Source organism: Exiguobacterium sp. H66 (assembly GCF_018618705.1).
Taxonomy (GTDB): domain Bacteria; phylum Bacillota; class Bacilli; order Exiguobacteriales; family Exiguobacteriaceae; genus Exiguobacterium_A; species Exiguobacterium_A oxidotolerans.
Genome location: NZ_JACSMQ010000007.1, coordinates 31,072 through 45,189 on the forward strand (window position 1 = coordinate 31,072; position 14,118 = coordinate 45,189).

General features: G+C 44.0%; 9 protein-coding genes. 3 read left to right on the forward strand and 6 right to left on the reverse strand.

Annotated elements, in window-relative coordinates:
• The first annotated feature begins 285 nt into the window (after window positions 1–285).
• Window positions 286–3,951: an immunoglobulin-like domain-containing protein gene (locus tag KNP88_RS11820; RefSeq protein ID WP_214893908.1), complete on the forward strand. Its 3,666-nt coding sequence runs from the start codon at window positions 286–288 to the stop codon at window positions 3,949–3,951.
• A gap of 102 nt (window positions 3,952–4,053) precedes the next feature.
• On the opposite strand, the gene KNP88_RS11825 is transcribed toward KNP88_RS11820, so the two are convergent.
• The 5 genes from KNP88_RS11825 to mntA form a co-directional block, all read right to left on the reverse strand.
• Window positions 4,054–8,238, reverse strand: a complete 4,185-nt coding sequence (locus KNP88_RS11825; RefSeq protein ID WP_214893909.1) for an AAA domain-containing protein — start codon at window positions 8,236–8,238, stop codon at window positions 4,054–4,056.
• Between the two features lie 168 nt (window positions 8,239–8,406).
• Window positions 8,407–9,621 carry a hypothetical protein gene (locus tag KNP88_RS11830; RefSeq protein WP_214893910.1) on the reverse strand — a complete coding sequence of 405 codons (1,215 nt, stop codon included), beginning with the start codon at window positions 9,619–9,621 and terminating at the stop codon, window positions 8,407–8,409.
• Window positions 9,622–9,858: 237 nt separating this feature from the next.
• A complete protein-coding gene (locus tag KNP88_RS11835) occupies window positions 9,859–10,182 on the reverse strand; it encodes a GmrSD restriction endonuclease domain-containing protein (protein WP_214893912.1) in 324 nt (107 codons plus the stop codon).
• Between the two features lie 6 nt (window positions 10,183–10,188).
• A complete protein-coding gene (hepT, locus tag KNP88_RS11840; RefSeq protein WP_214893914.1) occupies window positions 10,189–10,596 on the reverse strand; it encodes a type VII toxin-antitoxin system HepT family RNase toxin in 408 nt (135 codons plus the stop codon).
• 1 nt (window position 10,597) lies between these two features.
• A complete protein-coding gene (gene mntA, locus KNP88_RS11845) occupies window positions 10,598–10,999 on the reverse strand; it encodes a type VII toxin-antitoxin system MntA family adenylyltransferase antitoxin (RefSeq protein WP_214893916.1) in 402 nt (133 codons plus the stop codon).
• A 345-nt stretch (window positions 11,000–11,344) separates the two neighbouring features.
• Here mntA and KNP88_RS11850 point away from each other — a divergent pair, with 345 nt between their 5' ends.
• Window positions 11,345–12,217, forward strand: coding sequence for a hypothetical protein (locus tag KNP88_RS11850; RefSeq protein WP_214893917.1), 873 nt, complete (start codon window positions 11,345–11,347; stop codon window positions 12,215–12,217).
• A gap of 208 nt (window positions 12,218–12,425) precedes the next feature.
• Here KNP88_RS11850 and KNP88_RS11855 read toward each other — a convergent pair whose 3' ends face one another.
• Complete coding sequence (locus tag KNP88_RS11855; RefSeq protein ID WP_214893918.1) at window positions 12,426–12,854, reverse strand: VOC family protein; 429 nt, start codon at window positions 12,852–12,854, stop codon at window positions 12,426–12,428.
• A gap of 213 nt (window positions 12,855–13,067) precedes the next feature.
• Between KNP88_RS11855 and KNP88_RS11860 the strand changes: the two genes are divergently transcribed.
• On the forward strand, window positions 13,068–14,081 hold the full coding sequence (locus KNP88_RS11860; RefSeq protein WP_214846009.1) for a LacI family DNA-binding transcriptional regulator: 1,014 nt from the start codon (window positions 13,068–13,070) through the stop codon (window positions 14,079–14,081).
• The last annotated feature ends 37 nt before the right edge of the window (window positions 14,082–14,118 follow it).

Here is a 14,118-nt window from a genome sequence, read left to right on the forward strand (position 1 = left end):
TATTTTCTATAAATATCTAAAAAGACCTCTTTATTTTCCATCCATAATTAAAAAACTGTTCACACTTAATATACCATTATAATTTAAATAATGTAATATTAAGGTATTTTAGATTGTGGATTTTCTAAAATAATTAAGTAGTAAAAAGCATTGACCTAAAGTTAGAAAATCATTTATTGGGAATTAATTGATAAAGTAATATTGAGTTGTAAATATCTTTGCTTTTGTAATGAAATCGAATTTCTAAAAAACTAAAAATATGTAAAGAAGAAGGTAGAGAGAAAAATGATGAAAAAATGGATTTCATATTTACTTTTAATAGTTCTATTAATCGGTTCTATTCCTGTGGAGAAAGTTGAAGCAGCGGTTGATGTAACGAAGCCTATTTTTGAAAGTCTGTCGATAGATAAAAAGGACGTGAAGGTCGGGGAAGAAGTGACGATAACGGTCAAGGCGAGTGATGCCGAGAGTGGAATCAAGCGCATCATGATATTTTATAAGGTGCCCCAGACTGATAAATCGGAACTCTTGAACATGAGTTACGATAGTGAGAAGAAAGTCTATGTTGCGCGTCTTATGATGACGGAAGATAAACCGTCAGGTGTGTGGAAGCCAAGCTCTTTATACATCGAGGATAACGCTGGGAATGAAGCGTGGTTTTATTCTTCGAAGGGAGTATTCGATGAATCGGGCGACTTTACGTTGTCCGGCACTTCTGCCGATGTAACAAAGCCCGTTTTTGAAAGCCTGTCAGTAGATAAAAAGGACGTGAAGGTTGGGGAAGAAGTGACGATAACGGTCAAGGCGAGTGATGCTGAGAGTGGGATCAAGCGCATCATGATATTTTATAAAGTGCCCCAGACTGATAAATCGGAACTCTTAAACATGAGTTACGATAGTGAGAAGAAAGTCTATGTTGCGCGTCTTATGATGACGGAAGATAAACCGTCAGGTGTGTGGAAGCCAAGCTCTTTATACATCGAGGATAACGCTGAGAATGAAGCGTGGTTTTATTCCTCGAAGGGAGTATTCGATGAATCGGGCGACTTTACGTTGTCCGGCACTTCTGCCGATGTAACAAAGCCCGTTTTTGAAAGCCTGTCAGTAGATAAAAAGGACGTGAAGGTTGGGGAAGAAGTGACGATAACGGTCAAGGCGAGTGATGCTGAGAGTGGGATCAAGCGCATCATGATATTTTATAAAGTGCCCCAGACTGATAAATCGGAACTCTTAAACATGAGTTACGATAGTGAGAAGAAAGTCTATGTTGCGCGTCTTATGATGACGGAAGATAAACCGTCAGGTGTGTGGAAGCCAAGCTCTTTATACATCGAGGATAACGCTGAGAATGAAGCGTGGTTTTATTCCTCGAAGGGCGCGTTTAACAATTTAGGTGAGTTCAATCTAAACGATTATCAAAACGACAAAATACCGCCTGTATTCAAGTCACTATCACTCAGCCAATCGTTTCTTGATCAAACACAGCCATTAGAAATAAAGGTTACAGCAGTGGATGATACGAAAGTAAAAGGCGTTAAGGTGGCATATCGACATAGTTCTTCTCAGAAAGAACAAATCGTTACACTCTCTCCTTCGACAGAGGTAGATGAATACCAAACATCTCTTCAACTGACTGAAGGCTTAGATGCTGGTGAATGGAAGATTAGTTCTGTTGAAGTGGAAGACTTAAACGGAAATAAAACAATTGTGACTGAAAGATTAAGCAGCCATACATTTACGGTATTTAAACGAATCGAGCCACTAGCCAACACATTCTATACAGAAAGTACATCCTTAACATACCGAACAATTTCTGGAGATCTTTATATCGGACCAAAGGCTGTTGCGACGTTAAACGGAACTACTGTCTATGGAAATGTGTATGTACTTGGAGCGATGCGGATTTATGGTGGCGTCCGTGTCACTGGGACGATTTATGCTAATAGTTTTAGCTACGGTTCAGGTTCGCTTTATCAAGGTGGAGTCGTCATGAGCGGCAGCAATAGTGTATCGAGTATGACGGCAAGTAGTGACCCGCTAAATAGAAATGTACCATTTAAACTTTATGAAGACCCGATCGTCGAAACGGATGGGAAAGTCACGTTTTCTGGTGCTACTGTTCCTGTAGTCGATGTGACATTGGAAGGTGAAAAATTAAATATTAACTCCGATGGAACATTCCGTGTCAAAGACTATCCAATTGGAACAAAGCGTCAGTTGGACTTTTCGTTCCGTGACATTTTCGGAAATACATGGACTAAATCGTACAGTGTTTTAGATCGTTCGAAGCCTGTTGTTACCTCTTCGTTATCGAGTGGAATCTATACTGAAGGAGAGCAGGTTGTCTTAAGTGCGACAAAAGGTGCAAAAATTCACTATACATTAGATGGATCGACACCTACATCAGGGAGTCCAGTGTTTACTGATACCATTCCACTTAAAAATAGTATGACTATTAGATATGTCGCCATTGATGCACTTAATATTCAGTCGGACATCAATAAGCAACAATTCTATACGTATAAAGTAGATTTTTTCTTAGAAGAATCGAGCACGCTTAAAGGGCGTGGCGCTAACGGAATGAGTGTTACCGTTTTAAAAGAAGGAAAAAGTGTCGCAAAAACCGTCATAGGTGCTTCTGAACAATTTGAATTAAAGCTGGACCAACAAAAAATCGGCACACGGTTAGCTGTTAAAGTTGAAATCGACGGTCTAATCAACGAGGAGTATAGCTTCGTGGTAGAGGATCATGTCCCACCAACGATGAAACTCCCACTCGAGACAACGGACGATGTCCTTCAGCTCAAAGGGGAGTCAGAAGTAGGCGCGACGATCACGATTTACGAAAATGAATCGAAAGACAAGCAACTTGGTAAAGGGACGGCCGGAGCGGACGGGAAGTTCAGTATTTCATTCGAACGTCCGCAAGGAAACATGTTGTATGTCGTCGCGACCGATGCTTCTGGGAACGTGAGTAAGCTACAGAAGGTGACGTTGAAAGATGTGACGGCACCGGCGAAACCAGTCGTCGATCAAGTGACCAATCAATCAACACGCATCACAGGGCAGGTGGAGCCTGGTGCGTACGTCACACTTCTTATCGGGAAGACGACGGTCGCATTGACGGCCGATCAATCGGGACGATTCGCTCATTCGACAACCGTTCTTCCTGCAGGTACGGTGATTCGCGTCAGTGCAACAGACGCTTCGAACAATCAGAGTGAGCAGGTCGAACAGCGGGTGAGTGACGTCATCAAACCGGTCATTTCCGGTGCGACGAAGAAAACGATCGACGTAGGGCAAACATTTAATCCATCTGATCGCGTGACGGCTACTGATGAAACGGACGGAAACTTGACGAGTCAAATCAAGATTACAGGAACCGTCGATTCGAAACGAGCAGGCAGCTATACGTTGATCTACACCGTGACGGATCAAGCAGGTAACGTCACGAAAGTAAGCCGCGTCATTACGGTCAAGGACACGATCAAGCCGGTGATCAGCGGGGTGAAGAGTACGACAGTTGCTCTGAATCAAAAGTTTGATGTACGAAAAGGCGTATCAGCCAAAGACAATGTCGACGGGACGTTAACGAAATCAATCAAGGTGAGCGGTAGTGTCAACAGCAAGAAAGTCGGGACATACAAATTAACGTACAGTGTAAGTGATCGGGCGGGGAATAAAACGACCATCATTCGGAAAGTCGTTGTGAAAGATTTGACAAAACCGGTCATCACCGGGGCAACAGCAAAATCAATCAAGTACAAATCGTCGTTTAACCCGATGACGGGTGTACGTGCGACAGATAACCTGGATGGCTCTTTGACGAAGAAGATAAAAGTCAGCGGAACCGTCAATACGAAAAAGAAAGGTTCCTATTACCTGACTTATCGTGTCTCGGATAAAGCAGGGAACCTGACGAGCATAAAACGTAAAATTATTGTTAAATAAGCAAGTAAAACAAAACACCTTTCAAAAGTCGCTTGAACTGCTCAAGCCGACAATGAAAGGTGTTTTTTTGATGGTGTACAAGTTGTTTATCGTGTGTATGCCTTAGACATATTCAAGCAAAGTCGGCTTAATTTCCATCTCTTCAAGCGTCGTCCATAACGATTCCATCGCCCGGTCGGCGTCTTGATAGAAATGACGGCCACGGACACGCCAGAAGTTCCAACCTGCTCGTTCCAAGACTTTTTGCCGGAACATGTCTGCTTCATACGCATCCGGTCCATGCCAGCGTTCGCCATCACATTCGACGGCAAGACGATTGTGTTCGCCTTCGACGACAAGGTCGATCCGGTAGCCATTGACCTTGACTTGTGGCGTGACGAGATAGCCACGAGCGACGAGGCGACGGTAGACGGCTTCTTCGAACGGGGAGTCGAAGCGATGTTTAATACTCTCGAGTGAAGCTTGGTCACCGAGTGGATTTTGACAATAACCAAGTAATTTATAACGCATGCAGTTGCTATTGCCGATATCGTTCAACGAGACCGAATGGAACAGAATCATTTGATCGCGGGCACGACTCGCTGCGACATTAAAACGTTGACTATCCGTTTCCTTCGTCATCGCCATGAAGCGTTTATTCGGAGCGACGACCATCGACAGCAGCATGACGTCTCGCTCGTCGCCTTGGAACGTATAGGCATCCCCGAAACGGACGTGATGTTTCATTAACGTCTCGATTCCGATTTCAGCCGTCGCGATCCGTTCGATTTGGTTCGCTTGGGCGTTTCCGAGTAAAGAGACGACACCAAACGTCCGCTCTGCGTAAAGCGGGTCCTGCATCATCTGCTTGAGATCCGCGACGATGGCGCGTGCTTCCGGCAAGTTGATTTTATCCGTCGTCCGTTCGTCGACATAACCGTCACTGACGAAGTGACTTTTGACGGCGGGACTGAGCCGTTCCGCGCGTTGCGGCAGACGAAGCGGGACGATTGTTCCTTCATAGACATGGGCATTGCTGAAGCCGATGATTTCCGGTACACAGCGGAAGTGTTCCCGTAGGCCGACCTTCGTACTGAACTTGACCGAGGCCAGCGAATACAGACTACTCGTCCCATCGAACAGCGTCATCGTTGGATCATCCCCGAAATAAGTTTTCCGTTTCTCTTCGACGTTATCCCGGTTATCAAAACTTGTCGGACTGATTTGGCGATCATCGCCGACGATGATGGCTTTACGTGCCCGTGACAGGAGCGAGATGGCATCCATCGTGCTTTGTGAACTCTCATCAAAGATGATGACGTCGAACAAATCACTCGCTGCCTTGAACGATTCAAGGACACGGTTGACAGGCATGATCCAAACGGGAATCGCATCCTGCGCCTGCATCATCTGTTTGGCCGCTTCCTTTCGGTAACGGGAGGCGTGTTTCCCTGTTCCTTTCCCGACTTTACGAATCAAGGTCGCCCAGCTGTTGAGTTGTTCCTGCTTCGAAGGGGTCATCCGTTTAAGTTGTTCCTTCCACGCGAGTGTCGCACAGAGGCGGGCGACAGTTTGACCTTCCTCCTGTTCCAATCGATACAAGTGATCCCGCTCATCGGCATCACTTAAGTCGTCGAGGCGGCTTTTGACATAAGCAAGGTGCCAGGCGTCATGCAGCTCGAGGGCGTGGAAGGTCGGGGCACTGTTTGTTCGCAGTGCCGTCACCCAGTTCGGTGCTGCCTGTTCGAGCAGGTCGCTGAGCTCCTGCAGACGACTCGCGCGATGCTCGTTCGTCTCTAAGAGTCTGAGCTCTTCATAGACTTCCGTATACTGTGACGCATCCCATGCACGAATCGCTTGCATCACCCGTGCCGTGATCGGGTGCGTGAATTCGGTATTCTCGAGTGTTGCGAGCCAAGCTTGCTGTTGGTGATTCAGTTCATCGAGCCGTTCGAGACGGAACAAGACTTCAAGGGCATGTGCTTGTGCCGTCAACCAGTCCTGCTCGTACGAGAACGTCGCCGTCGCATAGACTGCTCGAAGCGGACGGACGACTTCTTTGAAGTGATTAAGCACTGTGTCGAGCTTACGCATGACGTCAAGCGCCTTCCGGTATGTCGTTAAAGAAACGACCGGAATCTCGATGGCATGGTGAGCGAATCGGTGGGTAAACGTCCGCTCGAGTTTCCGTAGCTCTTCCGTATAGGTCAGGTGCTCAAGCAACAGTGCGACATCTGATGACTGGGATACTTTTTTCCCGTCAATCGTCACCTTGTCGAGGATGACCGTATAGTTCTTCCGTTTCGTCCATTTAAAGAACATCCCGTTGACTTTGTTCGCTTCGAAGAGTGGGACGAGTTCGGTCGCGAGCGAGAAGAGGTCGACGGCCGTCGTCGGAAGCGAGAAGTCATGCAGTGAGACGGTCCGTTCGAGTCGTTCGATTTCACGCAATGTCTGTTCGAACTGGGCACGTTCTCGCTCCAAATCTTCTGCGTCAGACGGATGGGCTAGCCAGTGGCGATACAAAGTATGTGTCCAAGATTCAAGTGTCGGATACGTTGTAGAAGCTTGGTGTAAACAGTCGAGCGTCTGCACCTTCGTCTCTTCTGACGCAGGGCGCATCCAATCAACAGGGGCTGCTTCTGCTTCGAGCGCGCGTAAGGTCGCCACTTCTTGGGCGAGTTCTTCAAAGCGGAGTGGTTCCGAGAATGCCGTTCGCGCTGGACGGCGCCCGAGGACCTTCAATTCAGCAAGTGCTTCTTGGTCTTGCATCAAAGCATAAAGTTCCTGAATGTCTGGTGCGCTGAGCGGAATTGTTTCCGTCAAGATTGGCGTCGGAATCAGTGTCTGCGCCTGGGATTGACTGATCCATTTTGCCCATTCGAGAGGTGTTTTCGTTTCGCCTCCGATTGCGAGGCTCTCGTGCTCGAGGACGGCTTGATCAATCATCGCCCGTCGTGTTTTTGCGATATCCCGTCGAATCGATTCAAGGTGCGCACGAATCGTCGTCGACTGCTGAGCAAGTTCTTCGGCGGATGTCTTGTTAAGATACGTTGATATCCCGTGGAGAGAAGTCTCGGTCTGCTTGATGGTCTTTGAGTCAGCCCCAAGTACAGAGACGGCAAGTTCACGGATTTCAGCAGGTAACTTATCACGCAGAACGGTCAAGGCATGTTCTTTTTCACTCGTGACGAGGACGCGTTTTCCGTGGGCGAGCAAATGCGAGATGAGATTCGAAATCGTATGACTTTTCCCTGTTCCGGGAGGTCCTTGGACGACGACACCTGCATTGTTGCTCAACTGTTGCAAAATCCGCTTTTGTTCTTCGTTGTAGGGGAGAGGGAACAGGATTTCTTCCCCGACAGCTGTCCATTGTGGGCGGTCCTGTTGATCGAGTGCCGCAATCTCCGCATCATTCGATGTGAAAAATTGTTCGAGTGCAGGAGAAATCGGCAACTCTTCCTCGATGGCTTGTGCCAGTTGCTCGTGTTCTTCGATCCAGCCGTGATTTGATTTTGGTCGGCGGTAAAGTCGGACGCTTGGCATGACATAGACATCAGCTTCTTGACCGTAAGCATGATCCGCATGTAACAGGCGTAATACTTGTTCGCTTCGTTCTTTCACCTCGTCTGTGCTCCATGGATTGAAGTCAAAGGCATGGTCTTCCTTGAAGTCGAGTTCATACTGTGAAAGTTCAGCCTTCATCCAGACCGAATCCCAGTGCAACATATCGAGTTCAAGTTTTGTAGGCGTCGGTGTTGTCTCGATTCGGAAGACGCTTTTCTCCGTATCGAACTCAATCACGGCAGGGCGAGCGAACAAGGGACGTTGTATGTAGTGCAAAGGCCAATGGAGCATGCCGAATGTCCAGACGATTTCATGCGTGTCATTATCGGTCGACTGGAATTGATACATCCGGTACATGAGGTCATATAAGGATTGAGCTTTTTCATGTTGACGTTTTTTATCCTTCCATTCCCGGACAGCGAGTTCGTAGGTCGTCCACGTCTGACGTAATTCTTCAGGGAGTGAAGCCTTCGGTGTGATGTCCTCGCCATTCTGTACAGTCCAGTCGTTCAATCCGCTCGGGAGGACAGGACGGCTGACGGAGAAGGCGGGAAGAAATTTTACTTCGACGACGGTCTGCCCGCTGTCGTCGGACGTCGCTTTGACGTTCGGATAGTCCATCATCGTCTCTTCTAAAATGCTTGTATATGTTTTCGTATCATGCTGCGTCTTCAAACCAAGTTTTTTAACAGCAGCCATGAATTGGAATAAGTTAATAGCTTTTGACCGGGTAGTGCTCATGACATGAAAACTCCTTTATATAGAATTTAAAACATTAGAATAAAAGTGTGTTTTTTTGAAAAAAGATGTTAATTCCTAGTTTTTAGGACACTATTAGTATACAAGGAAATGGAACGAAGAGAATAGTATGGAGCAGAAAAAAGACTTTCCGAATCTTTCTTCGGAAAGTCAGTCTAGAGAGATTGTGATTGTGTTGTTAGAAGAGGAATCAACAGGGTTACCTGTAGCAGGATCGGTCGGTAAACCAATCAAAAAATCAAAGGAATCGAGAGTATCTGCAGATTCTTCCATGAAAACATAGTAGCTACCTCGATCTTTTGTACCCGCCCGAAGAAGCGGGAGCTCCGTGTTTGGATCGTAGCTTTGATTTAACGTAAACTTTCCAACGGGACTATACTCATTTGTTCCATTGTTAATAAATGTACTGGCAAAAGAATAGTAGTAATCTTTTGAGGTATTATTCTGAACGGTCACAGATACTTTCAACACAGAGGTCGGTTCGGCATTGAACATGAACTTCTTTACGAACGGTTCGTAAGTATTGACTTCACCGACTTCGATTTGATTGATTTCATAAAAGAAGCTTGGAGCAAGTTCAATTTTTTCATTAGGATCTTGAAGTTTTATCGGTGTGTAGGAAGCGTAATACTTTTTAGTTTGATCATAGATTTCTTCTTCGGAGGCGTTTACTACATCGTCTGAGATCTCTTGTGTTTCTTCTACCTCTTCCGTAACAGGCTCTTCGACAGGTTCTTCAGAGAATGTTTCATCTTTAGCGTCGGCATCAGTAGCGTTGTCGGTTGAAGCGGGAGCTGCTGTTGATTCTGAACTCGTTGCAGGAGGAGCAGATGAAATGACTTCGTACGAAACTAGTATAAATAAAATACCGAAGGGCAATGCATACTTCCAGATACGTGGTATTGCTTGAAAGGACTTATGTTTTAATAAAAACAATCCGCTAATAAAAATACTAAGGATACCGAGGAAAAGTACGACATAGAATACATTTTCAAAATGAAACAGAGTCGCAAGTGCAGTTAGTAAGTATAAAAGAAACAAAGTAACCGTAGGAATAACAAGCTGAAGTGAGAGGCCCCGTCTCGAAAATTTATAGAGACAGTAAAAAATCCACAACGACAAAGAGAAAACCATTAAAAATAAGAGGGGGAGCAGTATGATTTCGAATTGACCGTTTTGACGATAGAGGATGTAACCATTCAAGAGAGAAGTCAGAAACAAAATGCTGCTTAACCAGAGTAGTAGCGTCGCGTCAGGTAATTTTTCAGGAGGTCTCTCCCCTTTGACGACTTGCAGGCGATAAATGATAGTGGCAACTAGAATCGCTAAAGATATGGAATGCAAAATCTGAATTAAGTACTGCATGCTAATCTCCTTTCTTCATAAAATGATAAAGACCAATAGTATTATTTCCCCAGGTTTCACTAAAATCAATCGATTTAATTATAAAAAATCAAAATAAATTTAATATTTTCTGATTTAAAAATATGGTTGTTACGATTTTCTAGTAATGGAAAACTAGTGTTGGAAGTAAAAAAGACTTACACAAAAAACTCTTTGAGCGCACCCGGATGTAGATTCGCACAAAGAGTTTTTTGAAATTTAATTTATTGATATCACTTGGGAAGGTTGAGCAAATGTCGGTGACTTCTGTGTAATGTTGTTCTTTAAGAGAGCGTACATTTCATCTTGATGTTTGATGACCTTCTCTTTTGTCCATTTTTCATCATCGAGTCGCGTCATTTCTTTCATAATTGTTAATTTTAGACTCTGTTTGATTAGGTTTGGATAAGAATCAATTTTACTGACAGGAGATAAATTTGAAAACTTTGAGTTCCCGGAAACCGTTATTAATGTGAGGTTACAGAATTTACGAAAGAGGCGACTCCGTGGTATGGAGTCGCCTCTTGGTACAGAGCTGTTCACAGCGAATCAATCTTCTAGTTGAATGACGATTCGAGTGAATTTTAGAAAGTCGTTGAGATGTTGATCTAAAATCGCTTGAAGGATGTCTAAATTAAGTGACTGGTAGTCATGTACTGCAATGTTACGGAATCCGACCATATTCATGAGGCTGGTGGCAAGTGAAGCATCAATAAGTTTTGCTTCCTTGAGTAACTGGAACCCATCACGACTCGATTTAGGTAATCCAAGCTTGCGTTTTCTTACTAGATGCATGGAAATGTCAATACTTGCTTCGCACGCGCGTTGGATATTTAGAATGATACTATCCTGTTTTGTGTAGTCTTTTAAATGACTAGGTTCATTTGCATAAACCTCTTGTATTCTTTTTAAGCATCGTTCAATTGTGGTTACTTTGTTCAACAAAACATCATTCATGCTAGAAAACACTCCCTTGATCCTTAATCGACTGTACGATCGGAGCGCGTTCCTCAGAAAAAGCAGCGTACATGCTATAAGCGCGCATTTGTTGTCGTGTCAGTTCGTTATGATTTTGACAGTCGATGACCTGACCTTCTGTGAAAATTTGCATCGTAAAAATCGTATCAATCTGCTTAATATCGACGAGGTCAACTTCACGACCAGCAATTCGTGCTAATTTACCGGCTAATAGAAATCGATCGTATGCTGAAAGCGTTTGGTCACTTAAATAAGCGATATCTAAATCGCTATCCTCTGTCATATTGCCTGTAGCAGCGGAGCCGAACAAGATAATGAAATGAGCATTAACGTGCACATTAATCGTTTGAACGAGTTGTTGTTGCAACGTCATCGATATCATAATATTCGCTCCTTCAAATCCTTTTTCACACAGTATACCATGAAGGAAATATACTAAAAGAGATTGGGACATAACTCAGTTTCGTAAACAAAAAAGAAGGGATTGCGTATCTATGACGGTGGGAATTCCTTCTTTCATTTAAAGTCAGCTAATTATGTTCTAGCCTCTTTGATCATGTATATCCATCATTGTAAAAGTAAATAAAAATTGACTTTTACAATGAACATTGACTCCATTTATTGGTAATTTTTAGCGCCGTTTGATAAAATTTTATAAGAAGTACAAATGAAATGAAGTAAGGTTCAATCTAGATAGTACCTCTCATACATAAAAGGAGAATGATGAATGATTGATTTTGTGTTTTCAGGAACGTTAAAAGCATTTAAAGTCTATAACGGAGTACAGCAGAAAAAAGAAATGGCAAGCAAATTGATTGAACTAGAAGCTGCGCAAACGCGTCTATTTGATATGTTTACGAATGAGATTAAAGCGATTCAAGAAGGGCCTTTTTATGTAGGTCTAACCTATTTAGAGCAAGCAAACGATGATCATCGAAGCCCGAGGGAATCTAAAAAGATGGTAAAAAATGCTCTGCAAGAATTTATTAAAGCGTACGGTGTACAGCGGGCAAAATTTAGAAAAACAGCTTTTGATGTTCATTTTACGGGCTTTATTCAATCCTACATCAGTATCACTTGGCTAATGATAGATTCTCCGAAAGATGCAAAAAATTGGATTGAGAAGTCAATCGTCTCATTACAAGAAGGTCAACGATTGTTTAAAGATGATATTTCGAACCTTAAAGCAGAAATTTTAGAAATTCAATTAGAAGAGGATCAACATAATCGTAAATTAAATGATTCAGTCGTCTACGCTGGATTAGACTTTTTCTTTGGAAATGCTTCTTTAGCGGAAAAAAAGAGAAAATTACCTGAATATAATGCACTAGTTGACAGATATTCAAAAGCTCAATCCGAAAGTCATAAATATATGCTTGAAATGGAAGAATTACATAAGGGAATTGATATTGAGTTGCTAAAATATGAAGAATCAAAAGGTGAGGCGGCAAGTAAGGTGAAGGGTTTGTTTGGGACAGTAACAGGAATAGCTGGTTCAGCCAATAATAAAATGACCGAAGAAACATCCGTACTAGAAATACCTCTTTCAGTCGAAAAAACAAATCGGATTCAAGGGGTATTTAACAAATTTAAAAAGTGAAACTATGTTTTCTGATAAAATTGATGTTGATTTTTAGAGATTATTTTAGACAGTCTATGAATGAACTTACGAAGATATGCCTTATTTAAGTAGTAAAAAACAAGGTCCAACGAATTTCGTTGGATCTTGTTTTTCAATAGGAATACTTTTCCTCACTAGACTCGTAGAAGAAAGCGAGTGAGAACGGAAACATGACAGCCGAAACAACTTACGCCGTCACTTCACTCACTTCATGATTGAGCTGCCACTGAACACCAAAAGGATCTTCGACGATACCGTAGGCTTCACTCCAAAATGTTTTTTGAATCGGCATGATGACCTTACCGTCTTGCGCCAGCTTGTCGAATGCCTCATGAATGACCTGGATGTCCGGCAGGTGTAGGGCTAGCGTGACATTTTGTCCGATCGTGACGGGATCGTGCGGCATCGCGTCAGAAAACATGATTCGTGTCCCGTGAACAATCAATTGTGAATGCAGGACAAGCGACTGGACGTTTTTTTCAAACGGTTGACCGTTCGGACTGTTACCGGGACCAAACTCCATGATCTCAGGGATGTCCTGGCCGAAGATGTTGGCGTAGTAATGGATCGCCTCACGGGTGTTGCCGTTGAAGACAAGGTAGGGGGTAATCGGCATGATAATGCTCCTCTCCATTTTAAGCATGGTTGACTGGTGTTTATAGTATACCAAACATTTGTTCTTGTTTATATGTTTTTCTGATTAAAAATGAAAGCGATATCATTTATTTTTTAAATTCCAAATAAATTCGAAAAAAATGGTTGTGTCTTTCCAAATTCCCGTCTATACTAAGTTTATCGAAAGCGCTTTCGGTGAAATGAGGTTTTAACGATGGGCACAATTTATGATTTAGCAAAAATAACAGGTTTTTCGATTACGACAGTCTCAAAGGCATTAAACAACTATTCCGATGTCAGTGAGAAAACGAAAGCAAAAATCATTCAGGCGGCAGCGGATATGGGATACTTACCCAATGCGCATGCTCAGTCCCTTTCGACGAAACGGTCCTGGACGATCGGGGTCATGTTCTCGGAAGCGAACGAAGTCGGGATGATGCATCCGTTCTTCAACGCGATCATCGAAAGCTTCCGTCAAGCGACGGAGCAACAAGGATACGACTTAATCTTTGCTTCACGTAATCTCCGCAACCGCGACATGAGTTACCTCGAGCATTTTCAGCACCGGGCGGTCGACGGTATCGTCGTCATCTGTTCCGATCAAATGGACCAGCACGTCCAAGAGTTAATTCAGAGCACGATTCCAATCGTCGTCGTCGATATGGACAGCGCGGATTGTAGCGTCGTCTTCTCAGACAATCTGACAGGCGGAGCACTCGCTGTCAATCACTTGCATGAACTCGGTCATCGCCGAATCGCCCATATCGCGGGAGATACGACGATTGACGCAGGAAGTGCACGGATTGCTGGGTACGAACGGGCAATGGCTGAACTCGCACTACCGATTTTAGAAGGTTACTTAATCAACGGTGGTTTTTTCTCGGTCGAAGAAGGTAAACAAGCGATGCAGACGTTACTTGCCTTACCACAACGTCCAACGGCAGTATTCGTTGCCGGTGACCAAATGGCGATCGGTGCGATGGAAGCAATCCATGAAGCCGGGTTACACGTACCAGCAGATATTTCAATCGTCGGCTACGATGATATCGAAATGTCGAAATACGTCACACCGAAGTTGACGACCGTCCGGCAAGATACGGAACGGATCGGACAACATGCAGCGGATTTATTGATCGAACAGATCGTCAACAAGCAACGTCTCAAGACGACGGACATCATTCCCGTCGAGTTGATCGTCCGCCATTCAACGGGACCCGTCAACGACTAACAATCGATTTCGAAATCGCTCTCGCAGGTGGAAGGCG

Excerpts from the sequence above, each read along its gene's own strand:
- KNP88_RS11830 (WP_214893910.1), bottom strand. The coding sequence starts at position 9,621 with ATGCAGTACTTAATTCAGATTTTGCATTCCATATCTTTAGCGATTCTA.
- KNP88_RS11820 (WP_214893908.1), top strand. The coding sequence starts at position 286 with ATGATGAAAAAATGGATTTCATATTTACTTTTAATAGTTCTATTAATC.
- KNP88_RS11860 (WP_214846009.1), top strand. The coding sequence starts at position 13,068 with ATGGGCACAATTTATGATTTAGCAAAAATAACAGGTTTTTCGATTACG.
- KNP88_RS11850 (WP_214893917.1), top strand. The coding sequence starts at position 11,345 with ATGATTGATTTTGTGTTTTCAGGAACGTTAAAAGCATTTAAAGTCTAT.
- mntA (WP_214893916.1), bottom strand. The coding sequence starts at position 10,999 with ATGATATCGATGACGTTGCAACAACAACTCGTTCAAACGATTAATGTG.
- KNP88_RS11855 (WP_214893918.1), bottom strand. The coding sequence starts at position 12,854 with ATGCCGATTACCCCCTACCTTGTCTTCAACGGCAACACCCGTGAGGCG.
- KNP88_RS11825 (WP_214893909.1), bottom strand. The coding sequence starts at position 8,238 with ATGAGCACTACCCGGTCAAAAGCTATTAACTTATTCCAATTCATGGCT.
- hepT (WP_214893914.1), bottom strand. The coding sequence starts at position 10,596 with ATGAATGATGTTTTGTTGAACAAAGTAACCACAATTGAACGATGCTTA.